Annotated in this window: 20 protein-coding genes; 12 read left to right on the top strand and 8 right to left on the bottom strand. The window is 69.9% G+C overall.

The features are described 5' to 3' along the window. The first annotated feature begins 13 nt into the window (after nucleotides 1-13). Together H293_RS0115250 and H293_RS54815 are read left to right on the top strand one after the other, a co-directional pair. Entirely contained in the window at nucleotides 14-685 is a 672-nt protein-coding gene (locus H293_RS0115250) for a class I SAM-dependent methyltransferase (protein WP_028807869.1), read from the top strand. Continuing rightward, nucleotides 621-1331, top strand: a complete 711-nt coding sequence (locus tag H293_RS54815) for a group II intron maturase-specific domain-containing protein (protein WP_078612582.1) — start codon at nucleotides 621-623, stop codon at nucleotides 1329-1331. Before H293_RS0115250 ends, H293_RS54815 begins: the two co-directional genes overlap by 65 nt. Here H293_RS54815 and H293_RS0115245 read toward each other — a convergent pair. Then, nucleotides 1225-4554, bottom strand: a complete 3330-nt coding sequence (locus tag H293_RS0115245; RefSeq protein ID WP_028807868.1) for a S8 family peptidase — start codon at nucleotides 4552-4554, stop codon at nucleotides 1225-1227. The genes H293_RS54815 and H293_RS0115245 overlap by 107 nt on opposite strands. A gap of 156 nt (nucleotides 4555-4710) precedes the next feature. On the opposite strand from H293_RS0115245, the gene H293_RS0115240 reads away from it, so the two are divergent. Together H293_RS0115240 and H293_RS0115235 are read left to right on the top strand one after the other, a co-directional pair. Further along, nucleotides 4711-5391, top strand: a complete 681-nt coding sequence (locus tag H293_RS0115240; RefSeq protein WP_020118728.1) for a response regulator transcription factor — start codon at nucleotides 4711-4713, stop codon at nucleotides 5389-5391. A 25-nt stretch (nucleotides 5392-5416) separates the two neighbouring features. After that, nucleotides 5417-6928: a sensor histidine kinase gene (locus tag H293_RS0115235; RefSeq protein WP_020118727.1), complete on the top strand. Its 1512-nt coding sequence runs from the start codon at nucleotides 5417-5419 to the stop codon at nucleotides 6926-6928. Nucleotides 6929-6963: 35 nt separating this feature from the next. Here the strand turns inward: H293_RS0115235 and H293_RS0115230 are convergent, their stop codons facing one another. The 4 genes from H293_RS0115230 to H293_RS0115215 form a co-directional block, all read right to left on the bottom strand. Next, entirely contained in the window at nucleotides 6964-8028 is a 1065-nt protein-coding gene (locus H293_RS0115230) for a hypothetical protein (protein ID WP_020118726.1), read from the bottom strand. 97 nt (nucleotides 8029-8125) lie between these two features. Further along, on the bottom strand, nucleotides 8126-9067 hold the full coding sequence (locus H293_RS0115225) for an N-acetylneuraminate synthase family protein (RefSeq protein WP_020118725.1): 942 nt from the start codon (nucleotides 9065-9067) through the stop codon (nucleotides 8126-8128). Nucleotides 9068-9081: 14 nt separating this feature from the next. Continuing rightward, nucleotides 9082-10347, bottom strand: coding sequence for an N-acylneuraminate cytidylyltransferase (locus tag H293_RS0115220; RefSeq protein WP_020118724.1), 1266 nt, complete (start codon nucleotides 10345-10347; stop codon nucleotides 9082-9084). Nucleotides 10348-10382: 35 nt separating this feature from the next. After that, nucleotides 10383-11771 carry a DUF6716 putative glycosyltransferase gene (locus H293_RS0115215; protein ID WP_028807867.1) on the bottom strand — a complete coding sequence of 463 codons (1389 nt, stop codon included), beginning with the start codon at nucleotides 11769-11771 and terminating at the stop codon, nucleotides 10383-10385. A 198-nt stretch (nucleotides 11772-11969) separates the two neighbouring features. Here H293_RS0115215 and H293_RS0115210 point away from each other — a divergent pair, with 198 nt between their 5' ends. The 6 genes from H293_RS0115210 to H293_RS0115185 all read left to right on the top strand — a co-directional run bounded on the left by H293_RS0115210 (nucleotide 11970) and on the right by H293_RS0115185 (nucleotide 18046). Continuing rightward, a complete protein-coding gene (locus H293_RS0115210) occupies nucleotides 11970-12956 on the top strand; it encodes a glycosyltransferase family 2 protein (protein ID WP_028807866.1) in 987 nt (328 codons plus the stop codon). Then, complete coding sequence (locus H293_RS0115205) at nucleotides 12956-14302, top strand: alpha-2,8-polysialyltransferase family protein (RefSeq protein WP_020118721.1); 1347 nt, start codon at nucleotides 12956-12958, stop codon at nucleotides 14300-14302. Before H293_RS0115210 ends, H293_RS0115205 begins: the two co-directional genes overlap by 1 nt. Before the next feature lie 134 nt (nucleotides 14303-14436). Continuing rightward, on the top strand, nucleotides 14437-15279 hold the full coding sequence (locus tag H293_RS0115200; protein WP_078612581.1) for an FkbM family methyltransferase: 843 nt from the start codon (nucleotides 14437-14439) through the stop codon (nucleotides 15277-15279). Nucleotides 15280-15346: 67 nt separating this feature from the next. Then, a complete protein-coding gene (locus H293_RS52705; protein WP_020118719.1) occupies nucleotides 15347-16303 on the top strand; it encodes a glycosyltransferase family 2 protein in 957 nt (318 codons plus the stop codon). Between the two features lie 55 nt (nucleotides 16304-16358). Continuing rightward, a complete protein-coding gene (locus H293_RS0115190; RefSeq protein ID WP_020118718.1) occupies nucleotides 16359-16781 on the top strand; it encodes a GtrA family protein in 423 nt (140 codons plus the stop codon). Further along, nucleotides 16778-18046 (top strand): NAD(P)/FAD-dependent oxidoreductase, encoded by a 1269-nt coding sequence (locus H293_RS0115185; RefSeq protein ID WP_020118717.1) that lies wholly within the window; start codon nucleotides 16778-16780, stop codon nucleotides 18044-18046. The genes H293_RS0115190 and H293_RS0115185 overlap by 4 nt, the downstream gene beginning before the upstream one ends. Here the strand turns inward: H293_RS0115185 and H293_RS0115180 are convergent. From H293_RS0115180 to H293_RS0115170, 3 genes are read right to left on the bottom strand one after another with little or no spacing between them, the layout of a single operon-like run. Next, nucleotides 18036-19727 (bottom strand): hypothetical protein, encoded by a 1692-nt coding sequence (locus H293_RS0115180; protein ID WP_020118716.1) that lies wholly within the window; start codon nucleotides 19725-19727, stop codon nucleotides 18036-18038. The two genes, H293_RS0115185 and H293_RS0115180, sit on opposite strands and share 11 nt — an antisense overlap. Before the next feature lie 9 nt (nucleotides 19728-19736). Next, on the bottom strand, nucleotides 19737-22070 hold the full coding sequence (locus tag H293_RS0115175; protein ID WP_020118715.1) for a glycosyltransferase: 2334 nt from the start codon (nucleotides 22068-22070) through the stop codon (nucleotides 19737-19739). After that, nucleotides 22067-23530, bottom strand: coding sequence for a glycosyltransferase family 29 protein (locus H293_RS0115170; protein WP_020118714.1), 1464 nt, complete (start codon nucleotides 23528-23530; stop codon nucleotides 22067-22069). The genes H293_RS0115175 and H293_RS0115170 overlap by 4 nt, the downstream gene beginning before the upstream one ends. Before the next feature lie 240 nt (nucleotides 23531-23770). Between H293_RS0115170 and H293_RS0115165 the strand changes: the two genes are divergently transcribed. Together H293_RS0115165 and H293_RS0115160 are read left to right on the top strand one after the other, a co-directional pair. Beyond that, on the top strand, nucleotides 23771-24892 hold the full coding sequence (locus H293_RS0115165; RefSeq protein WP_020118713.1) for an acyltransferase family protein: 1122 nt from the start codon (nucleotides 23771-23773) through the stop codon (nucleotides 24890-24892). A gap of 64 nt (nucleotides 24893-24956) precedes the next feature. Beyond that, the coding region (locus tag H293_RS0115160; RefSeq protein WP_020118712.1) for a class I SAM-dependent methyltransferase at nucleotides 24957-25769 on the top strand (813 nt) is incomplete at its 3' end.

Below are 25769 nucleotides of genomic sequence, written 5' to 3'. Positions count from 1 at the left end.
TAGGGTGCAGCCCGTGAACGCCGAGACCCCCGACTTCATACGGGCCACCCGCACCGCGTACGACACGATCGCCGAGCCCTACACCGAGCAGTTCTCCGACTGGGCCGGTATCCCCACGCTGGACAGAGCCCAGATCACCGGCTTCGCGGAACTGGTGAAGGAGCAGAACGCAGGCCCCGTGGCCGACATCGGCAGCGGCCCGGGACATGTGACCGCGGCGCTCCACGGACTCGGCATCCCGGTATTCGGTGTGGATGTCTCTCCGCGCATGGCGGAACTGGCCCGCCGGGCCCACCCGGACCTCCGCTTCCACGTGGGCTCGATGACATCGCTGGACCTGCCGTCCGAGACGCTGGGCGGCATCACGGCCCTCTACTCGATCATCCACGTACCGGACGAGCACCTCGGCACAGCCTTCGCCGAGTTCCACCGCGTCCTCGCCCCCGGCGCCCACGCCCTGATCGGCTTCCAGTACGAACCCGGCGGCACCCACCTGCACCTCGACGAACGCTTCGGCCACAAGATCTCCCTGGACTACTGGCTGCGCACCCCTGAGGCGGTGGCCGAGCCCCTGACCAAGGCGGGCCTCCAGGTGATCCTCCGGGTACTAAGGGAGCCCCTTGGCGAGGAGAAGCTGTCCCGGGCGTACCTGCTGGCGAGGAAGCCGGCACAGGACGGCTTTTAGCGCGCCGGAAAGGCAGTCCCCTCGTGGAGTTCCGTGGTCGGGCCACAGACCTCGCGCACCTGAGCGCGCGGCTCGCGTCGGTGACACAGGGCAGCGGAGCCACTTGCTGCACCAGCTCAATCAGGTGCTGCGGGGCTGGACCGCCTACTTCGAGCACGGTTCGTCGAAGGCGACCTTCACCTACCTGCGGGCCTATACCTGGAAGCAGGTCTTTGGGTGGCTTCGCCGCAAGCACCGGCGAACCTGGGTTCAACTGGTTTTCCTCAGGCTGTGCTCGGCCAAGGAGAGGGGACCTTCTTTCTCCGGTAGAGACGCGCACGGCGGGTGCGGGAGGCGGTCCGGGGAAACCCACCGACGGAAACGTCGGCAGGGCGCCCCGGGCCGACCTCACCTCGTCCCCACCCGTGACCACCAGGTCGCCGAGCAGTCGAAGAACTACCGTTTCACCGCTCGGGCCGGCCCACCGGAAGGAGATCTTCCGGTGGGCCGGCCATGTATCAGCGCGTTCAGCGAACCTGTCGGTGATCCACCGGATCAGGTCACTTCCCGTAGTACGCGTTGTAGATCGAGATCGTCGACTTGTTGCCCTTCTTGTCGGCGATCTTGGCGTGGAACGAGATCCCCTTGCCCTTGGCCGGGTTCGTGACCGCGATCTTTCCGTTCTTGACGGTGACCTTCTTCCAGGTCTGGCCGTAGTCGTACGACACGTACACCGACAGGGACTTCAGATTCGAGCCCGCTGCCGAGCCCTGGACGGTCACCGGGACGGAGATCTTCTTGTTGGCCGGGGCCCTGCTGTCCAGACCGACGGCCGCGTCGAAGCGGATCGAGGACGCGGGCAGCTTGGCCAGGTCGGCCTTCTTGGAGCGGAAGGTCCAGCTGGCGTCGACGCGGGTGGAGGCCGCGGCGACCTTGACGCTGCGCTTGACGGAGGTGGTCAGCTTGTACGCGGCGTCGCCGGCCGGGACCTTGAAGATGCCCGCCCCTTCCAGTGGGTCGCTGTTCGAGCCGACCTTGGTGCCGTTGCGGTAGAGGGTCGTGGTGGCCGACGAGTAGAGCGAGGAGCCGGAGTGGGTCTCGCCGTCGGTGAACAGCGGCAGGGAGCCGTAGATACCGTTGCCCTCGCGGTAGATACCGAGGCTTGAGCCGACGCGCGGGCCGAAGACAGCCGTGTTGAAGGTCTTCTCGTAGCTCTTGCCGGCCTTGAGGGTCTGCGGGGTGCCGAGCGTGTAGAAGGCCTCGACGATCGGGGAGCCGGACTCGTCGACGCCGCCGTGCTGCTCGAAGTCGAGTTTCCACTTCGCCCCGCCCGCGGTGGACAGGCGCAGCGTACGTGTACCGGGCAGCGTCTGCTGGACCCCGGGCGCAAAGGTGCTTGTACTGCCGGGCAGCTCGCCCCAGGCGTAGATCACGCCTTTCTTGCCGCTCGACGAGGCGCCCAGACCGGTCTTCACCGTGGCCAGTTCACTCGCCTTGTAGTGCTTGGTGTAGCCGGTGGCGAGCTGCTTGACCTTGCCGCCGGCGAGGGTGTCGTACTCCGCGGCGGGCTTGACCCAGTGACCGCCCCACTGCTGGTAGAGGCTGCCGTCGGTGATCTGCGGGCCGGCGTGCGCGGTACGGAAGTTGGCGTACGAGTCCAGCCACCAGCCGTACGAGTAGCTGCCGTCCGGCACGCCGACGGTGTACATCGGCGTAGCGACCTTCGACTTCGCCGCCGTGTCGGGCACGGTGATGTCCACCGGCTTGGCGGTCCGCGCGTCCACCGTGATCGTGGCCTTCTTGGTGATGCTCAGCTTCGGCTGCGTCACCCAGTCGAAGCCCTTGGCGTAGTCGTCCGGGTCGACGTAGACGGACGAGTTGAAGATGTAACCGCCCCTGGGAACACGGACCTTGACGGTGCCGGACTCGTCGTAGGGCGCGTACCACTTGCCCTGTGCCAGCCCGGAGACACCGTCCAGGCTGGTGCCGTAGTACTTCGCCGGGTTGCCGTCACGGCCAAGGAACTTCAGCGTGACGTCGTACGACTCCACCTCGCGCTGCACCGCCGCCGCCGTGCGGACGCTCTGGCCGCCACCGGTCGCGGTGACGTACGCGGAGTAGGCGCCGTCGACGGTGCCGCCCAGCTTGGTGTTGACCGTGAGGTCGGCGGAGGCCGAGCCGCCCGCCGGGACGGTCAGCGTCTTCGCGCCGAGCGTGAAGAAGCCGGCCGGTGCGGCCTGCCCCTTCGGGTTGGTGCCCGCCACCGCGAGGGTCAGCGTGACGTCGGTCGTCCCGAGGTTCTTGTACGTGACTTTCTGGGTAACCGGCGTGTCGTCGGTGTGCGGCCACTGCTGGAGGCCGAAGCTCACCGACGTCGGGTCGGCGACCACGGTCTGCTTGATGGCCTTGTCGACCTGGATCCGGCCCGAACCCTGCTGGAACGGCGTGTAGGCGCCGCCCTCGGCGGAGCCGGTCAGCGCGCCCTTGAGCTGGGTGTACGTCCAGTCGGGGTGCTGCTGCTTCAGGATCGCCGCAGCGCCCGCGACATGCGGGGTCGCCATCGACGTACCCGAGATGCTCACGTAGCCGGCCGGCTTCTCGCCGACCTCCTTGGCGATGACGCTGCCCGGGGCCGAGGCTGCCGTGATGTCCACGCCGGGCGCGGTCACGTCGGGCTTGATCTGTCCATCGAGGCCGGGGCCCATGCTGGAGAACTCGGCCAGCCTGTCCTTGTCGTCGACAGCGCCCACGGTGAGCGCGGCTTCCGCGCTGCCCGGGGAGCCGATCGTCTGCTGGGCCCCGTCGTTGCCCGCGGCGATCGCGAAGAGGGTGCCCTTCTCCTTGGACAATTTGTTGACCTGGGCCTCAAGCGGATCGATGTCGGGAGTGTCCGCGCCGCCCAGGCTGAGGTTCACGACATCGGCGCCCTGCTCGACCGCCCAGTCCATACCGGCGATGATGCCGGAGTCCTCGCCGTAGCCGTCGTCGCCGAGCACCTTGCCGTTGAGCAGCTTGGCTCCGGGCGCGACGCCCTTGTACTTGCCCGCGGACCCGGCGCCCGTGCCGGCCGCGATGGACGCCACGTGCGTGCCGTGGCCGTACCTGTCGATCGCGTCGGCGGCGGTGGAGAAGTTCTTCTCGGCGACGACCTGACCCTTGAGATCGGCGTGGGTCCTGTCGACACCGGTGTCGAGGACGGCGATCTTGATGCCCTTGCCGTCGTACCCGGCTGCCCACGCCTTGTCGGCGCCGATCTGCGGGACGGACTTGTCGAGGCTGGCCTTTCGGACCCCGTCGAGCCACACATGGGCGACACCGGAGGCGGTCCTCGCGCCGTCGAACCCCGTGTCGGTGACCGCGGCCCACAGGTCGGGCGCGTCGCCCTTGGGCGTCAGCACCGCGTCCGCGTTCAGCGACTTGAGAGTCCTGCGGACCTCGGTGTCACCTGCGTCACGGACGTCCGCCTTCGCCGCCGCGGCCGCGCCGCGGTAGCCGACGATCAGCTTGAGTCCCTGCTTCTGCGCCTTGCGGTTGGCCGCCTTGTTGAGCTCGGTGACGTCGAAGAGCCGCTGGTCGAGCTTGCCGGTGGCCATCAGCCGCGCGGCGTCGGTCGGCACGACGAGTGTGTGTCCTTCGGCCTTGCGGATCTGGACGGGTATCCCCTCACGGCCCTTGGCCCGCTCCAGGCCGACGACACGGCCTTTGGCGTCGACGACGACGCGGTCGCCGGTGATCAGGGTGATGCGGTGCTTGGGCGCGGTCTGCACCGCCGAGGCGCCGGCCGGGTCATTGGCTGCACTCTCGGCCTCCGCCGACGCCGGGCTGGTCATGCCCGCCGCCAGGGCCACGGCTGCCGCCGTGGCGATCGTGGCCACGGACGCTCTTTTCACTTGTCTGCGCAAGTCTCCCCCTGGGGGCTGTCCGAGAACTTGTTGTCTTCCGGCGAAGACACTCCGCCAGCGTGCCGGGACCCCGTTGACCGGATGCTGATCCAACCTGACCGGCCGATCAGGAAGGCGGGGCGGCGCTGTGCAAGGCTGCACCGCATGCGCATCCTGGTGGTCGAAGACGAGGTGCCCCTTGCCCACACCCTGCACACCGGTCTGACCGCCGAGGGCTACAGCGTCGACCTCGCCCACGACGGGCGGCAGGGCCTGTGGATGGCCCGGACCGGCGAATACGCCCTGGTCGTACTGGACTTGATGCTGCCCGGACTCAACGGCTACAAGGTCTGCGCCCAACTGCGCCGAGAGGGCAACGCGACCCCCATCCTGGTCCTCACCGCCAAGGACGGGGACTGGGATCAAGCAGAGGCCCTGGACACAGGGGCCGACGACTACCTGGCCAAACCCTTCTCCTACCTGGTGCTCGTCGCACGGCTGCGGGCCCTGGTCAGACGAGCCGCCACGGTCGCACCACCCGTCCTTGCCGTGGGCGACCTCTCGTTGGACGTCGCCGGCCGGGTCTGCCGCCGGGCCGGGGCCCGGGTGGAACTCACACCCAGAGAGTTCGCCGTGCTGGAGGTGCTGGCCCGCCGGGCGGGCCAGGCGGTCTCCAAAGCGGATCTGCTGTATCACGCGTGGCCCGACGAAGCATGGGATCCCAACCTGGTGGAGGCGCGCGTCAGCGCACTGCGCAAGAAGGTCGACGCCGCCTTCCACCGGCAGTCCCTGCAGACCGTGCGGGGTACCGGCTACCGATTGGTGGACGACCGTGAACGCGACTGAGCCGCGACGCCGCTGGTGGCCAACCGTGAATGCGACCGGGCCGCGACATCGCTGGTGGCCGCGTTCGGTACGAGCCCGCACGGCCCTGGCCGCCGCCTCGGCCGCCGCCGTCATCCTGGCCGGCATCGGCTGGTGGGTACACCACGACGTCTACCGCCAGAGCACAGGGATCGCCCAAGAACAGACGCAGAAACAGTTCTTGGCTCTCGTCGATCAGCTGGAGAAGGGTGCGGTTCCCGCTCGCCGAAGCACCGTGCCGTACGAGATCGTCGCGACCGGCCGACGCGCCGCCGTCGCCTACGGCGGAGGCATGGAGGAGTTCGATCCCGGCACCCGCCACGTGCTGCCCGCCCCACCGAAGGCCGAATTGCCCGCCCCACCGGACGAGGGGCCGAACTGGGGCTACACGACCCGTCCCGTGCGCCTGCCGGCGCGCCCCGACTCCGCACCCGGGGACCGGTTCGGCAAGGACGGCGGAACCTACCAGGTCCTGTACGACGATGTCAGGGCCGATGAACTGAGCAGCGACGCAGTCGCCGCTCTGGGTGTCGCCGCCGACGCCCAGCTGCGGGTCTATGTGGTGGTGCTCCCGCACGCAGCCGAGGACATCGCCGGGACCATCACCGAGGCCACCGACCGCCTGCTGCTGCGGGCCGGGCTCGTCAGCCTCGTACTGATCGCCGCCGTCGCCTACGTCGCCGTCCGTATCGCGCTGCGGCCGGTCGAAGCCATCCGCGTCCTCACCGCCTCGGTCACCGCGAACGACCCCCGCGAACGCGTCACCGTCCCCGAGACGGGGGACGAGATCGCCGCCCTGGCCACCACCATCAACACCACCCTCCAACGCCTCGACGACGCCGCCGCCCAGCAGCGCCGCTTCGTCGCGGACGCCGCCCACGAACTACGCAGCCCCCTCACCACACTGCTCGCCAGCCTGGAAGTCGCGCTCGCCTACCCGGAACGCACCGACTGGCCCGCCGCGGCCACCACCGCCGCACGGCAGACCCGCCGCCTCCAAGCCCTCACCGAGGACCTGCTCCTCCTCGCCCGCCTCGACACCCGCACGCCCGCAGCCGGCCCCGAGACCGTCGACCTGACAGCCCTCGCCTCCCGGCTGACGGAGCAATATTCCCTCAACGAACGGCCGTGGAAGCTGAGTTGCGACAGCGACGGCCCCGCGTACGTGCACGGAAGCCCCGACGCATACGAACGACTGCTGCGCAACCTCATCGACAACGCCGCCCGCCACGCCACACACCGCATCCAGATCACCGTCCGGAACCAGGACGGCCGGGTCGACCTCACAGTGCACGACGACGGACCGGGCGTGCCCGCCGAAGACGCCGAGCGCATCTTCGAACGCTTCGTCCGGCTCGACGACGCCCGCTCCCGCGACCACGGCGGCACCGGCCTGGGCCTCGCCATCGCCCGCGACCTGGCCCACCGCCACCAAGGCACCCTGACCCTCACCCCCCGAACTCTGGGCGCATGCTTCCAACTGCACCTCCCCCAAGCCCCCACCCCAGCCGAGGAATAGCGCGCCGTCGTAGCTCTCATCAAAACGGCTGGGACTCACCCCGTCGCCACCGCCGACAACCGGTGCACATCCCGCGCCGACCCCGTCACCCCCGACAGGAACCCCTGCGCCCGGGGCGAGGCCGTCTCCGTCAGCCAGTCCGGGTCGATGTCGCAGACCGAGACGCGAACCTCCGTGCCGGCCAGGGCGAGGGGGAGCGTGTGGACGACCGTCGAGGGGAAGCTGAGGATCGTGCGGCCGATGGGGCCCCGGCGGGCGATCAGTTCGAGGGGGAGGTCGGGGCGGACGATCTCCAGGCCCGTCTCCACGGCCAGTCGGTGGAGCTTCTCCGTCGCCTCGCGGCGGTGGGCGAAGTAGCGGGTCGCGCCGTGGGTCTTGGCCAGGCGGGTCACGGCTTCCAGGTAGCGGTCGGCGTCCACCACGCCCGTCTCGACGAGCGAGGTGCCCACCATGTCGGCGCCCTTGGTGATGCGCGGCGGGCCGAAGCGAGCGCGGGTCCAGGCGAAGGCGTTGGACGAGACCGTCACGCCTGCCGGGGTCTCCGCCATCGGCATCGAGGAGAAGATCTCGACCCCCCGGCCCTCCCCCGGAGTCAGGCGCTTGCGGGCCGCCGCCGAGATCGGGGCGAAGGCGAGGTCGCGGGGGCTGGGGCGGCCGCCCTTGCGGTGCCAGCGCACCAGGCGTTCGCCTCGGGCGAGTTGGGACACGAACTCCATCGTGGCCGTGCCGTCGTCGACGACGACCAGGTCGGGGGCGCGGGTGATGGTCAGGAGGAGTTGCACGTAGCGGGAGAACGGGTCGCCCAGGACCACGCGGTCCGCCCTGCGGAGCATTCCCGCCAGGCCGCCGATGGTCTGGAAGGGGGCCGCGGGGCCGCCCCTCGCCTCCTCCCAGCGGACCTCGTGGCCCTCCTCGCGAGCGAGTTCGGCCATCCGGCGCAGCTGGCCGCGGGTCATGGGGTCGGTCGGGGACAGCACGACGAGGACGAGCTCCGCGCCGGGTGCGTGGGCGTGCGCCCACTCCAGCACGTTCAGCAGCTGGACCGGGCTCTCGACGAACGCGAGAGTGTGGGTGCCGGTGTTCCCGGCGCGGTGGCTCATCGACGTACGACCGTCCCGTCGTAAGGCGCTCATGAGGCGCGGGTGACAACACCGGGTCCCCGGGCGGACAGCCGCCGAGGACCCGGCACCTGGTGGTTCAGACCGAGATCGGCTCGCCCGCGGCGGCCGCGATCTCCGCCTCGGCGATCACGCCGGTGACGCGGCGCAGCTTCTTCATCGGGCCGAGCTCGGAGTCGTAGACCTTCTTGACGCCGTCGCCGAGGGAGGCCTCGATGGTGCGGATGTCGCGGACCAGGCGGACCAGGCCCTGCGGCTCGACGGACGCGGCCTGGTCGGAGCCCCACATGGCGCGGTCCAGGGTGATGTGGCGCTCGACGAAGGTGGCGCCCAGGGCGACCGCGGCGAGGGTGGTCTGCAGGCCCGTCTCGTGGCCGGAGTAGCCGATCGGGACGTTGGGGTACTCCTCCTGGAGCGTGTTGATCACGCGCAGGTTGAGCTCCTCGGCCTTGGCCGGGTACGTCGAAGTGGCGTGGCAGAGCAGGATGTTGTCCGAGCCGAGGACCTCGACCGCGTGGCGGATCTGCTTCGGGGTCGACATGCCGGAGGACAGGATGATCGTGCGGCCGGTGGCGCGCAGCGCCTTCAGGAGCTCGTCGTCGGTCAGGGAGGCGGAGGCCACCTTGTGGGCCGGCACGTCGAACTTCTCCAGGAAGGCGACGGCCTCGGTGTCCCACGGGGAGGCGAACCAGGCGATCCCCTTCTCCTTGCAGTACGCGTCGATCTGGCGGTACTCGTCCTCGCCGAACTCCACGCGGTGGCGGTAGTCGATGTAGGTCATCCGGCCCCAGGGGGTGTCGCGCTCGATGTCCCACTGGTCGCGCGGGGTGCAGATCTCGGGGGTGCGCTTCTGGAACTTCACGGCGTCACAGCCGGCTTCGGCGGCCACGTCGATGAGCTTGAACGCGTTCTCCAGCTCGCCGTTGTGGTTGATGCCGATCTCGCCGCAGATGTAGACGGGCTGGCCGGGACCGGCGATGCGCTCGGTGCCGAAGGTGCGCAGGCGGGAGTTGACAGACATGGCAGGCAGTTTCCTTACTTGGTGAGGGAGTCGAGAGAGGGGCCGAGGATCCAGCTGGCGATCTCTCGGATCGCGCCGTCGCCACCGGGGACGGTGGTGACCGCACGGGCGGCGCCGCGTACCACGTCGTGGGCGCTCGCGACCGCCACGGGCCAGCCCACGAGGGCGAAGCACGGGAGGTCGTTGACGTCGTTGCCGACGTAGAGCACGCGCTCGGGCGCGATGCCCTGCTCCTCGCACCACTGCTTCAGCGCGAGGTCCTTCCGGTCGATGCCGTGCAGCACGGGGATCTTCAGCTTCCGTGCGCGGGCGGCGACGACCGGGTTCTGCTCCGTGGAGAGGATCAGCATCTTCAGGCCGCTGTTGCGCAGGGCCGCGATGCCGAGTCCGTCGCCGCGGTGCACGGAGACGAACTCCTTTCCATCGGCGTCGATCAGCACCCGGTCGTCGGTCTGGGTGCCGTCGAAGTCCAGGACGACCGCGTCCACGTCCTCGAAGGAAGGCAGCGAACCGGGGCGGTCCGCGTCGAAGAGGGGGGCCAGCGCGCGGGCGCGGGCCAGCTCGTGGTGGTCGTCGATCTCCAGCACGCGCGCGGGGTCGGTGCGGACCAGTTCGGTGCGGCCGAAGAAGCGGTGCTGGTGCTTGCGGAAGCCGGGCGCGTCCATGCCGTAGACGGCGCCGGTCTCCAGGAAGTCCTGGGGGCGGTCCTGGCGGCGCGGGCGGAAGGACTTGTCGTGGTTGACGCCGTAGCCGCCGCCGACGGCCGCGTCGGCCTCCTCGACGGTGCCGACGCGGGCCTCGTCGTCCGCGTCGCGCCACACGAAGCCGTGGAAGGGGGCCACGGTCATCGCGGAGTCGGCGCCGTTGTCGACGATGGCGCCGACCACTCCGTCCACGTCCTCGCGGATGATGAAGGGGCTGGTGCACTGCACGAGGAGCACCACGTCGACGGTGGCTCCGTGCAGTGCCTCGTGGGCGTCCACGGCGTGCAGGACGGCGGCCTCGGAGGTGGCGGTGTCGCCGGCGATGGCGGCGGGCCGCAGCACGACCTCGGCACCGGCCGAGCGGGCCGCCGCAGCGATGGCCTGGTCGTCGGTGGAGACCACCACGTCGGTCACCAGGCGGGAGGCCCGGCACTCGCGCACGGCTCGCGCCACCAGGGGCACCCCGCCGACCGGGGCGAGGTTCTTCGCGGGCACGCCCTTGGAGCCGCCGCGCGCGGGAATCACCGCGAGCACGCGGCGCATGGAGACGCCTTGGCCCGCTTGCGGGTGGGACATGGGTTCAGCTCCTTGGAAAGGGCTCCGGAAGGTGGTCACAGCTCCCCCATCCGCCGGATCACCGGAGCCACGCGCTGCACCCCGTGCCGGTAGGCGCCCCGGGCCGCGCGGCGCACGATCTGCCGCACCGGGCCCGGCTCCTTGTCGTGGGCGGGGGCGCCGGGCAGCGGGGTGCCGTCGGGGCCGAGGTGGTGGCGGGCGAGGATGCCCGGGAGGTAGCCGGGGGCGGTGACGGGTGTGTAGTACGGGGTCAGCGGGGGCCGCTCGGGCGAGGCCAGCAGCTTGGCGATGCGCTCACGGGCCGCGTCGAACGCGTCGGCGTAGGTGCCTCCCCCAGACTCCGTCTGGGAGGTGCCCCCGGCGACGACGCCCTGCCGGGCCACCCACTCCTCGTCGGGCACCGGCCGGTGGCCCGCGTCGAGCTGGTCCCAGGAGGCGAGGCAGCCGGACCCCACGAAGTGGTGGTTGCCGAGGACCTCGCGGATGCCCAGGTCGGTGAGGACCGCCGTGGGGATGCGCCGGTGCAGTGACTCCAGTGCGGCCGTGGAGCTGATGGTGACCAGCAGGTCGGTCCGGTCGAGGACCTCGCCCATGTTGCCGTAGACCAGGCGGAAGTTGGCCGGCGGTTCGAGCCGCTGGATCAGCTTCTGGTACGGCAACTCCTCGATGTGCGTGGTGTGTTCGCCGGGCCTGGAGCGCAGCTTGAGCAGCACCTCGCGCTCGGGGTGCAGCCGGGCGTGCCGGATGAGGCGGTCCAGCAGGTACACGCGGTCCCTGCGGTTGTCCGGCACCGAGGGCTGGACCGCGAACACCACGGTGTACGGGTCGTGTTCGCCTTCGTAGGCCGCCCCGCCGAGGAACGGCAGCGCCACCTCCGTGACCGACGAGGCATCCGCGCCGACGCCCTCGTACAGCGCGCGGAAACGCTCGGCGTCCTGGCGGGAGTTGGCGAGGACCAGGTCGGCCCCGTGCCGCAGGAGCAGGCCGTCGGCGAGCTTCTCGTAGACGACGCCGACATAGCCGGTGACGACGACGGGACGCTTCTTGGGTCCGGGCCGATTCTCCAGGCCGTCCCAGAGCCGCGCCAGGCCGTGCAGCATGGCCTGGACGCCGCCGCCGACGAGGGCCAGCACGACGATGTCGTACGACTCCTCGGCCATGGCGCGCAGGAACTCGACGGCGGTGACCTCCCGCAGGGAGTCCGCGCGCACGCCGACCTCTTCGAGCTGGCGTGCGGTGGGCGTGGCCCGCCCGCGCAGCAGGTATCCGTCCAGCGCGAGGCCGACTTGCGCCTCGCCTCGGGGTCCGGCTTCCATGGACGGGCCCGGGGCTATGCGGTCGGCGGTCAGCGCACCCCATTTCCAGCGGGTGTCGGAGTCCGCGAGGACGGCGATTCGAAGGGACTTCGGTGTACTTGGCGGCACGACGACGACGCTAGGAAGCAAATTCGAGGTCCTGCCCAACCGCGAATCAACGAAAAGTTAACAACAGCCCACCGAGAGCCGAACTGGCCCGCCGAAGACCGGGAAGTACACGGGATGCACCGTTCCGACACATCGAGTTCACCCGCAGTCCCCTTGCCGGAAAGTTCCGCTGCCGGACCGCCTTCTAGCGTTTCTCGGGTGCCAAAGCTCTCCGTCATCGTGCCGTTCTACAACGTGCAGCAATACGCCCCGGACACCCTCCGAAGTCTTCGCATGAATGCGCGGCGAGATTTCGAGTTCGTGCTGGTCAACGATAAATCCAAGGACGAAACACCGGCGATTCTCGACCGTGCGGCCGAGGAACTCTCGAAGGTCGCCCAGGTGCAGGTCCTCCACCACGAGACGAACGGGGGGCTCGCCACCGCGCGCAACACCGGCCTGGACGCGGCGCGCGGCGAGTATCTGACCTTCCTGGACGGCGACGACTGGCTCGCGCCGGGCTACCTCACCCAGCTGGTCGTCGCCGTCGAGGAGTTGGGCTGCGACTTCGTCCGCACCGACCATGTGCAGACCGTGGCGCGCGCCCGGACCGTGCACCGGGTCCCGATCGGGCGGCGGAACGAGGTGCTGAACCCGCGGGACGCGATCCTGCCCGCCGACCGCTCGACGTCCGTGGACTACGCGTACGCGTGGGCCGGCGCCTACCACCGCCGGCTGCTCGACCGGGGCCTGTTGCACTTCACCGACGGGCTGCGCACGGCCGAGGACCGGCCATGGATCTGGAAGCTGCACCGCGAGGCCGAGTCGTTCGCCGTGGTGAGCCTGCTCGGGGTGTTCTACCGGCGCGGGGTGGCCTCCTCCCTCACCCAGATCGGCGACGCCCGCCAACTGGACTTCATCCGCGCCTTCGACCAGGTCGTCGAGGAGACGGCGGCGGACCGGGACGCCGACCGGCTGCTGCCCAAGGCGGTCCGCACCTACTGCGCGATCATCGCCCACCATCTCTCCGACGAGTCCAAGTGGGAGCCGTCCGTGGCCAGGCAGCTGCGGGCGATGAGCGCGGCGGCCATACGGCGGATGCCGCAGGACATGCTCGGTGACGTGCTCGACACCATGGACCTGCGCCGCTCCGCCAAGCTGCGGCGGCTGCGGCGGCGGGCCACGACTGCGAAGGCGGCCGCGTGATGTCCACGACCAGCTCCCGCAAAACGACCCAGATCTTCTGCGCTTCCACGCTGTACGGCGCGGTCACCCTGGCCGCCGCGATCGACTCCGACCTCTTCGAGGAGCCCGAGCGCCGGGTGCTGCTGGTGTTCAACAACACGGCGACACCAGAGACCTCGACGCCGCTGGACGAGATGCCGGGCTTCGCACCGCTGCGCGACCACTTCGACGAGGTGCTGTCCTGGAACGAGGCGATCCGCCCCTTCCACCCGGGCTCCTGGACGCCCCGCCCGGACGACATCCCCCTCTTCGAGCGCTACCTGCGGCTGCTGTGGGGCCTCGGCGAGGACCGTGTCGAACTGGTCCTGGAGTCCATCCAGGTCGCCCCCGCGCTCACCGTCGCCCAGATCTTCACCGGTGCCCCCGTCGACGTCTACGCCGACGGCCTGATGAGCTACGGCCCCACCCGCAACAAGCTCGACCCGCTGGTCGGCACGCGGGTGCGCCGCCTGCTCCACCTGGACCTGGTGGCGGGCCTGACGCCGATGCTGCTGACCGAGTTCGACGTACCGCCGGTCGTGGTGCCGACGTCCGCGTTCCTGAAGGCGATGGGCGAACTGACCGCCGCCGTGGAGGGGTTGCCGCCCCTGCCGGACAACGCGGCGCTCCTGCTCGGCCAGTACCTCTCGGCGCTGGACATCCTCTCCCCCGCGGAGGAGGAGGACCTGCACGTACGGATGCTGAAGGGCGCGGTCGCCGGCGGGCACCGCTCGGTCGTGTTCAAGCCGCACCCCAGCGCACCGGCCCGCTACAGCCGGGCGCTGGAGGCCGAGGCCGAGAAGCTCGGCGTGGACCTCACCGTCCTCGACACCCCGGTGCTCGCCGAGGTGCTGTTCGCCAAGGCCCGGCCCGCGCTGGTCGTCGGCTGCTTCTCCACCGCGCTGTTCACGGCCTCCGCCCTCTACGACCTGCCGGCCGCCCGAGTCGGCACCGAGCTGCTCCTGGAGCGGCTGACGCCGTACCAGAACAGCAACCGGGTCCCGGTGGTGCTGGCCGACGCGGTGCTGCCGGACCTGGAGGGCCGAGAGGGGCAGGAGGCCGTTCCCGGGGACCTCCTCAACGCCCTGATCACCGCGCTCGGTTTCACCCTGCAGCCGCAGATCTACCCGTCGCTGCGCCCGGCCGCGGAACGCTTTCTCTCCCAGCACTTCGGCCCGCGTACCCGCCGCTATTTCCGGAAGAAGCGCCTGACGTCGCTGGGGCTGCCGGGCGGAATTCCGGAGCGGCTGACGTTCCTGCCGCGCAGTTCCACCGCGCGCCGTGTGGTGCGGCGGGCGCGAGCGTTCAAGAAGGCTGTGAAACGCTAGGCGAAACACTGGGTGAACCACGGGAAACGCGTGCGCGACCCTTCGTGAAAGACCAGGTCATACGCTCATGGCCTGGCCTTTTCGCGGTGTGCGGAACCTATGACAAGTCCACACGGCACCCCTACCATCGCGGGATGCGTATCCCCCAGCTCGAAGAAGCCAACGCCCGCATGCTGGCGCACGCACCATCCGTCCGGCCGGTCGCCACCAGCGACATCATCCGTGCCCATCGGAAAAAGTTTCCTTTTCGCGGCTATGTGGAGATCGACTCCCCTTATTGCCCGCCCTTCGTGATGTTCTGCGTGAATGACGAGGCGGTCGCTCTGGACACGCTGTGGAACGGCCGGTTCGGCTATGAGCCCGGCAGCCTCGCCACCTGGTCCCGGCTCGCCGCGAAGAGCACGACGATCGCCGATGTCGGGGCGCACGTCGGCTACTTCTCGATGATCGCCGCCCTCGGCAACCCGAAGGCGAAGGTCCACTCCTTCGAGCCCGTGGACCAGATCCACGCCCGCCTTTCGGTGAACGTGCGGTCGAACACCGCCCAGAACGTCAAGCTCCACCAGGCGGGCGTGTCCGGCGAGGCGGGCTGGGCCGAGATCAGCGTCCGCTTCGCGGGCAACCTCCTGTCCACGGGGTCGACCCTGGAGGGCGGTGCCGCCGACGCCGAGCAGAAGCGGATCCGGCTGGTGTGCCTCGACGAGGTGTTCGCCGAGACCAGGCTGGACCTCGTGAAGATCGACGTCGAGGGTCACGAGCTGTCGGTCCTCAAGGGGGCCCGCCAGGTGCTCAAGCGCGACCGGCCGACCGTGCTGCTGGAAGCGCTGCGGGACGCCGACATGCAGATCCTCCTCGCCGAGTTCGACCCTCTCGGCTACGACTGCCACTGGATCACCGAGGACGACGGCACACTCGTCCCGTGGTACGCGCCCCGGCCGCCCAAGACACGGAACCTGCTCTTCACGCCCAACGATTGACAGTGCGGACGGCTTCCGGCCACGGCCAGTTCGGCGGAAGTTCACAGACCTTCCATAGCTTCTCCGAATGCCCCAGCAGGACATTCGACCGCGAATACCCGATGTCGTCCCGGCAGAGCTGACGCCACCGGGGCCGGAGCCCGTTCGCCGCTCCCTCGTCTCGTACGTCCTCCCGGTCTACAACGAGGAAGACGGCATCAAGGCGTTCCACACCGAGCTGGCCACGGCGCTCGGTGAACGCCCTGAGTTCGACTACGAGTTGGTGTACGTAAACGACGGCTCCGGCGACGGCTCCCTGGCGATCCTGAAGGACCTCGCCAAGAACGACGAGCGGGTCCGCGTCGTCGACTTCGCGCGCAACTTCGGGCACCAGATCGCCATCACCGCGGGCCTCGACGTCGCCCTGGGCGACGCGGTGATCGTGATGGACACCGATCTGCAGGATCCGCCGCGGGTCAGCCTGGAGCTGGTGGACGCCTGGCGGGAGGGTGCCGAGATCGTGCACGCCCGCCGGCGCTCCCGCCAGGACACCGCGTTCAAGCGGGCCACCGCCCACCTCTACTACCGGGTCCTGCGCTCCTCCACCGACGTGGACATCCCGCTGGACACCGGGGACTTCCGCCTCCTTGACCGGCGGGTCGCGGACGAGCTGCGCAAGTACCGGGAGCGCAGCCGCTTCGTCCGCGGGATCGTCGCCTCGATGGGCTACCGGCAGACCGAGGTGTCCTTCGACCGCGACGAACGCTTCGCGGGCGAGACGAAGTACCCGCTGCGCAAGATGGCCCGCCTCGCGATCGACGGCATGACCAGCTTCTCCACCGCCCCGCTGAAGATGATCACCCGGCTCGGCTTCGTGGTCCTCGTGCTGTCACTGCTCGGCATTCTCTACGCGCTCGCGATGAAGTTCTTCCGCCCCGACATCACCGTCTCCGGCTGGACGATGATGATGTGCGTCGTGCTGTTCCTGGGCGGCACGCAGATGCTGTCCCTCGGCGTCATCGGCGCGTACATCGGGCGCATCTAAAGCGAGGCGCAGGGCAGGCCGCTGTATCTGGTGCGCGACGTGATCGGCGGCGACGGTGAGCGCTGACACCACGTCGACCGCGACCGGCACCGCTCCGGCCCGGCGACGGCTGTCCCGGCAGCTGCTCAGCTACACCCTGATAGGCGGCAGCGGGGTCGTCCTCGACCTCGTCGTCTTCCTGCTGCTGCACAACGCGGCCGGGATGAACGAGCAGTTCGCCAACGCGATCAGCACCACGCTCGGCATCGCCAACAACTTCGTGCTCAACGCACGGTTCACCTTCGAGCGCCGCGACCGCCTCGTCGTGCGCTTCCTGCGGTTCTACGCCGTCGGCCTGACCGGCATCGCCCTGACGAACCTGCTCTTCCTCGCCTTCACCGACGGCCTGGGGATCGACGCCAACATGATCAAGGCGGCTTCGCTGCCGCTGGTCCTGGCGCTCCAGTTCGTGCTCAACAGAAAGTGGAGCTTCGCATGAACCTCGGCATCATCGGCGCGGGTGCCACCGGCCTCACCGCCGCCTGGGACGCCGTACGCGCCGGACACCAGGTCACCGTCCTGGAGGCGGCCGACGAACTCGGCGGCCTGGCCGCGTCGTTGGAGGTCGGCGGGGTTCCGCTGGAGCGCTACTACCACCACATCTTCCGCAGCGACAAGGCGATGATCGCGCTCATCGAGGAGCTGGGGCTCGGTGACGCCCTGCGCTTTCACAAGCCGACCACCGGCATCTACCGGGGCGGGCGGCTGATCGACTTCACCACGCCCTTCGACATGCTGCGCCACCCGGAGTTCGGCCCGGTCGACGCCGTGCGCTTCGCCGGTTCGTCGGCGCTGCTGAAGGCGGTCCGCAAGGGCGACCGCTACAACGACCTCACCGCGCTGGCCTGGCTGCGCAGGTGGGCAGGGAAGAAGGCCACCGCCGCGATCTGGGAGCCGCTGCTGCGCGGCAAGTTCGGCGACCGCGCCGAACACGTGTCGATGGCGTGGCTGTGGGCGCGGATCCACTGCCGGAACTTCGAACTCGGCTATGTGGACGGCGGGTTCGAGCGGGTCTACGCGGCGCTCAAGGACGGGATCGAGGAGCGCGGCGGGAAGGTCGAGTTCGGCAAGGCGGTGGAGTCGATCCGGCAGGACGGGGCCGACGAGGCCGTCGTGACCTGCGCGGACGGATCGTCGTACGCCTTCGACCGGCTGATCGTCACCACCCCGCAGCCCGCCTTCGCGAAGGCGGCCGGGCTGCCCGACGACAGCGCGGTGTGGAAGAACCAGTACCTGGGCGCGACCTGCTTCGTCCTGGAGCTGGACCGCAGCGCGATCCCGTACTACTGGCTCAACATCAACGAGCCGGACTTCCCGTTCCTCGCGGTGGTCGAGCACACGAAGATGATCGACCCGTCCGTGTACGGCGGCCGGCACATCCTCTACGTCGGCAACTACGTGGAGCGCGAGGACTGGCGGTTCACCACGGACCCGGGCAAGCTGCTCGACGCGTTCGTGCCGTATCTGCGGCGGATCAACCCGGCCTTCGAGAGGTCCTGGATCCAGACCTGGCACTTCTCGAAGGCCGGGTTCGCCCAGCCGGTGGTGACGCCCGAGTACCGGGCGCTGATCCCGGCCCATGAGACGCCCATGAGCCGGGTCACGCTGGCCACGATGGCGCAGATCTACCCGCAGGACCGCGGGCAGAGCTACTCGGTGGCGATGGCCCGCGAGGTCACCGCCGCGCTCGGGCTCAACGCCTGACGCACAGCACCAGCCGCTCCCCCGGCCTTCCGGGTGGGCAGTCGTACACGGCGGTGACCCGGCGCCACAGTTCCGGGTCGACGTGGCCCGGCTGGAACCAGGGCCGCTCCAGCACCGCGTACGGGGCCGGGTCGTGGTCGACGCAGTCGGCGTTCTCCTTGAACGACTTCAGCCCGGCCACGTCCGGCAGATAGCGGGTGCGCTGAAGGAACGTGGCGATCGGGTAGCGGCACTGGGCCGGGTGGTCGAGGTCGTACGCCGTCTCGCCGAAGGCCAGGTACAGCACGGGGGCGCCGGCGGGCAGTTCGGCGGCGATCCGGTCGACCTGGTCCGCCGTGCGCCGCTGCTGCTCCAGGTACCCGGAGCCGGTGACGGTGACCTTGCCGTGCAGCACCAGGTGCGGGGAGCCCGGCCAGATGCTCGCGGCCAGCAGGACGATGCCGGACAGGGCGACCAGGACGGCCGAGCGGTTCCGCAGCCGCTTCACCAGCAGGACGTCCACCGCGGCCGCGAGCAGCGCGACCAGTCCGGCCGCCCAGACCTCCCACGGCCGCTGGAACCTGCCGGGCAACTGGGCGTACAGCACGGGCAGTACGCCGTACAGCAGGGACACGGCCCCGAAGCACCACGGTGGGGACCTGCGCGCGCCGCCCACCGCGACACCCCAGACGACCGCGGCCACCACGGGCATCTGCGCGCCGTGGTACAGGAACCAGTTGCCCTGCACGACCACGACCGCCTGTGCGGCGAGACCGATGAGCGCGGCGATCACGAGGAGTTCGGTGCGGCGCAGCCGGCCCCGCACCCGGGTCAGGACCAGCAGCAGCGCGCCCGGCAGGAGCAGCAGCACCGGGCTGGTGACCGCGCGGTCGGCGAGGAAGTCCGCAGTGCGTTCGAGGATGAAGTGCGGGCGGATGCCGGTCCGGCTGAGCGCGGACTGGTTGATCTGCGGCATGTCCTCGGTCCACTGCCACTCTCGGGTGCCCGCGAGGACGCTGAGCCCGAACAGGGCCAGGGCGGCCGGGATGCCGATCAGGGTGATGCGTACGGCCCGGCCCCGGTCGACCGCGTAGACGAGAAGTACTCCGATCGCGGCCGTCGCGGCGGTGGAGTACTTCATCATCACCGCGAGCCCGAGTGGCAGCGCGGCGAGCAGGGCGGCGGGCCAGGGCCGCCGGGGGCCGAGGGCGGCGGCGACGGCGAAGGCGGTGAGGACGACGGCCGTCCACTCCGGCTGGAGGAAGTCGTTGCGGGGAGCGAGGGCCAGGGCGAGTCCGGTGGCGCCGGCCGTCACCGCGGCCTCGCGGAGCGTGGTCCGGCGCAGCAGTGCCGCGTACAGGGCGTACGCCGCGGCGGCGGCGAGCAGGACGCCCGCCGCGTTCATCACCGCCTCGCGCACCGCCGTGCCCCCGAAGAAGGCGAGCCGGTCCAGGAGGACGACGAACCACCGGTAGAAGAACGGGCGGTGGGTGAAGACCTCGGAGGGGGAGTAGCCGGCCGCGCGGCCGGTGCGCAGGGCGGCCAGGACGTAGTGGAGGTCGCCGGTGAGACCGCGGGTGAGCACCGCGTAGAGCACGGTGGCCGCGGACGGCACGGCGGCCGCCGCCCACCACAGGGACGGGCGGCGGCCGCTGTGCGCGGTGGGCCGTACGGTCGTGTCGTCGGCCAGCGTCGTCGTCATGCCGTGTACTCAGCCGCCCAGGAGGACGCGCAGGTCGGCGGCGTTGGACTCGGTGACCTTCCACAGCTCCCGCTGGCGGCCGTGGACGTCGGCGACCGTCCTGTCGTGGTCGGCGAGCAGTTCCGTCGAGCGCTCCACCAGTCGGTCGGCGAGGTGGCGGTCGTGGACCGAGACGCCCCACTCGGGCCGGTCGATGTCCCGCAGGAAGTACGCCATCTTCGGGTGCGAGATGAGGCTGATGATCGGGGTGCCGCAGCCGAAGGGGATCATGCCCGCGTGGCCGCGCATGCCGATGACCAGCTTGGTGCGGGCGTAGAGGTCGAGGATCTCCTTGTTCTCGAAGTCGTACATCGGGATGACCGGCATCGAGATGCCGTGCTCGCGACGCAGGTCGAAGACGATCTTCTCGTCGTCCAGGGAGTGCGCCACGCACTGGACCTGGGCAAGCTCGCCCAGGTCACGGACGGCCTTGGCCATCTGGGCCAGGAAGTAGCCGTAGTCGTGGCCGAAGCGCAGGCCCGCGCGGTCGTAGGCGGCGTTGATGAGGATCGTGTCGTCCCGCTTGGCCGGGTCCTGCCAGCCGGGCACCAGCTGACGGGTGACCGTGGTCGGGCAGGGCTGGAAGCGGATCTTGTCGTGGAGGTGGGACGGGACCATGGCCCGGACCTTCTCGATCGAGCCGTGGTTGCGCAGCCCGAAGAAGGAGGACCGCTCCACGAGGAGCCTGAGCGAGTCGCGGAAGCGGTTGGCGCGGTAGGACTGGCCGTCGAAGGCGTTGAAGCCGACGGCGAAGCCCGCGATGGGCACGTCGATGCGCTTCAGGAGTGCGTCCGGGACGTTCCACTGCCAGGCGCTGTTGCCGTTGGGCATGGTGTCGGGGATGAACAGGCCGCCGCCGCCGATGACCAGGCCGCGACGGCGGTTGACGCGCTGGAGGGCGCCCTCGTCGAAGAGGCGGTGGGCGTGCACCGAGTGCCAGCGGCGCGAGGTGGTGTCGGGTCCGAAGGCGGAGCGGACACTCTCCGGGAGGAGCTTGTCGCCCGCGTTGCCCTGCCGGTCCATGTAGAAGGCGACATGCGCCAACTGGTCCTCGGGGGCGCCCAGTTCCTGGGGCGGCACGGCGGAGGCGCGCTGCGCCCACAGGCGGCTGGGGCGGTGGGTCGGGTCGACGGCCATGCCGGCGGTCGCGTGCCGCAGGGCCTCGGTGTTGTCGCCGTGCACCCAGGCCATCTGGGCGAGGCGGGCGTAGGCGGTGGCGGCCCGGTTGGGGGCGGCGGAGGCCAGCAGGAGCTGGGTCTTCGCCTCGTCGTAGCGGGAGACGCTCATCAGGGCGTGGCCGAGGACCTCGTGCGGCCAGGCCTCGTCGAGCGGGATGCGGACGCCGCTGAGGACGTCGACGGCGTCCTGGTAGTCACCGGAGGAGATGTGGGCGGCGGCCACCTTGCGCGCGGCCTCGACGTCTCCGGTGCGGGCCACGTGCGGGGTGCCGTAGTGCACGATCAGGTCGTGGTGCAGGCCGCCCTGCTGCTCCATGTAGGCGGCCTGGAACTCGGCGTCGGACAGCTCGAACTCGCGCCAGCGCTCCTCGGCCCGGCTGTACCCGGCCTCACCGCCCTGCCAGGGCTTGTGGCGCCCGGTGAAGTGCAGGATCGCGGTGTCGTCGGGGACCGCGAGGTCGCCGGACAGCCGCCGCTTGACGAAGTTGTAGCGGGCGTCGAGGCGCACGAAGTCGCCGTCCAGGACGGCGTTGAGGATGCCCTGGTCGTGCTTGTCGAGCTCGTAGTCGCCGGAGCGGCCGCACTTGTCGATCTTCGCGCAGAAGGAGTCGCTCAGGTACTCGCGCTGGATGACCAGCAGACCGGAGTTGAGCTTGTGCTGCCCGTAGAAGAACTGCGGGACGGCCGCGAGCCCCTCGCGCAGCCGCAGGAGTTCGCTCAGGTCGCCGAGGACGACCATGTCGGTGTCGAGGGTGATGATGGTGTCGTACGCGCGGATCCTGAAGACGTCCAGGATGAAGTACGCCTTGCGGACCAGGTAGTTGTCCTGGTCGCCCTTCTTGTACGAGTCGTAGCGCTCGGCGTCGACGCGCTGGAGGACGATCCTCGGATGCAGGGCGCGGATCTGCGCGATCGAACCGGGGCGCAGGTCGTCGTAGAGGACGACGAAGTCCTCGCACACGTCCGGGTTGGTCAGCGCGAGGCTCTTCAGCAGGACGAGGAAGCCCGGCAGGTAGTTCTCGTCGACGAAGCTGGCGAAGGCGATCTTCCGCTTGCCGGTGAGCGCGTGCGCGTCGGTCACCGGGGCCAGGGGGGCGGTGGTCCCGATCAGGGAGTTGGTGGTCATCGCAGGGATATCCTCATGTCGGTCACGCTCTGGGCCCGCTCCATGACCCATGCCTTCTCGCTGGTGTATTCGTGCACGGACGTGATGGCGAGCTTCATCGCCTCCTGGACCCGGTAGGCACCGCTCTCGTAGAAGTCGAAGCCGATCAGGTCGAGCTTCGGGCTCACGTCGAGGAAGTCCAGCAGCCACAGCATGTTGAAGCCGGAGGTCGGGATGCCGGACCAGACGTCGGTGCCGACCTTGCCGATGTTGCGCAGGGGCCAGCGCAGCGACTCGTCGCCGAGGTAGGTCTGGGCGCCGGGCACCAGGCGGTTGCGCAGCGAGTACTTCCAGTCGCCGGAGACGCCGCCGAAGACGAGGCGGGTGGTGACCTGCTGGTCCCAGTTGAAGCCGTGCTTGTGGATCGTGACGTGGATGTCCGTCCTGGCGCCGGTGTGCCTCGGGTCGATCCGGTACGAGTTGAAGCGGACGACCAGGTCGTACGCGTCGATCTCGGCGCCCATCGAACTCGCTCCCACACGCCCGGAGTTGGCGATCAGGCAGATCGACTTGCCCGCGATCTGGTTGCGGAACTCGCCGAGGGTGATCCACTGCACGCCGCCGATGCCGGGGTCGGCGACGGGGCCTCGCATGCGGTTGCGGCGCTGCTCGGCGTAGAGCGCGACGGCCCGGGTGAGCGCCGCGCCGTCGGTGTCCTCGGTGGAGCGCAGGTCGAGGTACTGACTGAGCAGTTCCTGCCGCTCCTGCACGGGGGCGTTCTCGCCGGCCAGCGAGAGGAGCGCTCCCACCAGCCGCGGCTCGGCCTCGGTCCAGTCGCCGACGGCGTGCGCGGCCAGGCCCTCGGCCCACACGTCGGTGGCGGGGCGGCCGGCGAAGGCGCGGGCGCCGGGGACCTGGCCCTTGAGGAGTTCGAGGAGTTCGCGCTCCTTCTCCCCCGCGATACGCAGGCCCGCGATCCGGGCGCGGACACCGAAGCCGTCGTCGTCGGTGAGGCTCAGGTACTTCTCGTACGCCTCCAGCGCCTCCGTCTCCTCGCCGAGGGCCTCCAGGAGCCGGGCGCGCAGCCGCCAGCCGGCCCGGGAGTTCTTCCGCTGGGCGAGGACCGTGTCGCTGATGATCAGGGCCAGGTTCAGCTCGTCGTCGTAGCCGCACTCCAGGGCCTTGTTGGCGACGGCCAGCAGGGCGTCGAGCAGTTCGGCCGGGATGTCCGACGAGGGGCTCGCGGCACCCTTGACGGCTCGCTTCAGCAGGGCGGTCGCACCGGACGGGGCGGGCGCCGCCGGGGTGGCCGTGGCGGTGGTGCCCCAGACGACGAGCAGCTTGCGCAACTGTTCGCCGAGTTCGACACGGCGGCGGTCGATGCTGCCGACCACCTTGCCGCTGTGCGCCGCGCAGGCGCGCAGGCAGTCGTCCAGCTCCCCTCCACGCGCGCGTGCACGCCTCTTCTGGACCGTCGTCATGGCACTCCTGTTGTTTTCTTGCCAAAGCAAAGGCAAGTTCTTGGGTTTACTGCGACGTGGGGGGATTCTGGGCGAACTTAGGAAGTCAAAACGACATTCAGGTGAACTCACCGGGACCAGAAGGCCAATCGTTGATCCGGCGAGTAAGACATCGCCGTGATTCGGACTAACGTGCTGAGGCGCATCCACAGGAGTGACATAGGCTCTTCGGAGCTTGCGAAGGGGATTTCCGTGACCAGCATGACCGTCCGGCCGGCACCCGACCTGCCCCGGCGGCCGGAAGGGCCACTGCCCGCGCCGCGCCCCCGGGAGAACCGGCTGCGGGCCCTGGACGGACTGCGGCTGGTGGCCGCGCTGATGGTGGCCGCGTACCACTACGGCGGCCGGGGCGGCGACATCACCCAGTCCTGGGGAAGCTCCGCACAACGCCAGTTCCCGACGCTGCACACCTATTTCTCCTATGGCTGCCTCGGCGTCCAGGTCTTTTTCGTGATCAGCGGATTCGTGATCTGCATGAGCGGCTGGGGCCGGCCCCTGAAGTCGTTCTTCGCCTCCCGCGCCTCCCGGTTGCTGCCCGCCTATTGGGCGGCGGTTCTGCTGGTCACGGCGGTGTTCGCATTGCCGATGGTCGCCTACAAGGCGCTGTCGCCGAGCGACGTCATGGTGAACATGACGATGCTTCAGATGCCGCTGGGCGTCGACCGGGTGCTCGGCGTCTGCTGGACGCTGTGGGCGGAGGTCCGCTTCTACGTGCTGTTCGCGCTGTGCGTGGTCCTGCCCGGGGCCTCCCGGCGCCGGGTGATCATGTTCTGTGCCGGCTGGACACTGGCGGCGGCGATCACGCGGGCCGCGCACCAGCCGCTGCTCGACGTGGTGTTCATGCCCGAGTACGCCTCCTACTTCATCGGCGGTGTCGGCCTCTACCTCGTCCACCGCGACCGGCGGGACGTGTACGCGTGGGGCATCGTGGCGGTCAGCTTCCTGATCGGGCAGCACTACGCGGTCCAGTCGCTGTGGAACGTGTCCGACCGCCACGCCTTCGCCCACCGCACCTCGCTGGGCATCGTGCTGGTGGTCGCCTTCGGCTTCGTCGCGGTCGCCGCGATCGCGCTGGGCTGGCTGAGCTGGGCCGACTGGCGCTGGCTGACGGTGGCCGGGGCCCTGACGTACCCCTTCTACCTGGTGCACGAGCACCTGGGCTGGGTGGTGATCAAGGTCCTCCACCGCGACCTGGGCCTGCCGTCGGCCGTGACCTTCGCCCTGACCGTCGCCGCGATGCTGACCCTGGCCTGGCTGCTGAACCGCTTCGTGGAGGACCGGCTGACCCCGCGGCTGCGGACCGCGCTCAACAAGACGCTCTGACGCTGTTCACCTGACGTTCGCTTCGCCGACCGCTGCGCCGCCGCTGGACGAGCACACTGGTCTCATGGGTGACGCACAGCACATGTACAGGTATCCCGGTGAACTCCGCGACGTGCCCGGCTGGTTCCCGCCGCTCGACCAGATGCTGTTCAGCTGGTTCCTGCGGCGCCAGGAGAAACCGGGTGACCTGCTGGAACTGGGCGCGTACATGGGCAAGAGCGCGATCCTGCTCGGGCAGCACCTGCGGGACGGCGAGCGGTTCACGGTGTGCGACCTGTTCGGGGGCGAGGCACCGGACGGCGCCAATCGCGCGGAGACCACGAAGTCGTACGCCTCCCTCACCCGGCAGGCCTTCGAGCGGAACTACCTCTCCTTCCACGACGCCCTGCCGAGGGTGATCGAGGGGCCCACCTCGGTCGTCCCCGGCGAAGTCGCGCCGGGCACCTGCCGGTTCGTCCACATCGACGCCTCGCACTTGTACGAGCACGTGTACGGCGACATCGGCGCCGCCCGCGAGATCCTGCTCCCCGACGGGATCGTCGTCCTGGACGACTTCCGCTCCGAGCACACCCCGGGCGTCTCGGTCGCCGTGTGGGAGGCGGTGCTCAACCGCGATCTGCGGCCGATCTGCCTCAGCACGCAGAAGCTGTACGCGACCTGGGGCGATCCGGAACCGGTCCAGGAGGAACTCCTTGCGATGCTGCGGGAGCGGACGGACGTGGGCCTGAGCGTCCAGGAGGCGGCCGGTCACCGGCTGGTGCGGGCGCGGGCGCAGAAGATGCAGGCGCCGCCGTTCCCGCACTCCCGGCACTACGTGGAGCCCGTGGCCGCACCGAGCCCCCCTCCGAAGCCGCGCCGCTCCCCGGCCCGCCGGATC

The organism is Streptomyces canus 299MFChir4.1 (assembly GCF_000383615.1).
GTDB classification, from domain to species: domain Bacteria; phylum Actinomycetota; class Actinomycetes; order Streptomycetales; family Streptomycetaceae; genus Streptomyces; species Streptomyces canus_C.
Note: the sequence above shows the minus strand (reverse complement) of the source record. Positions and strands in the feature narration are given on the sequence as shown.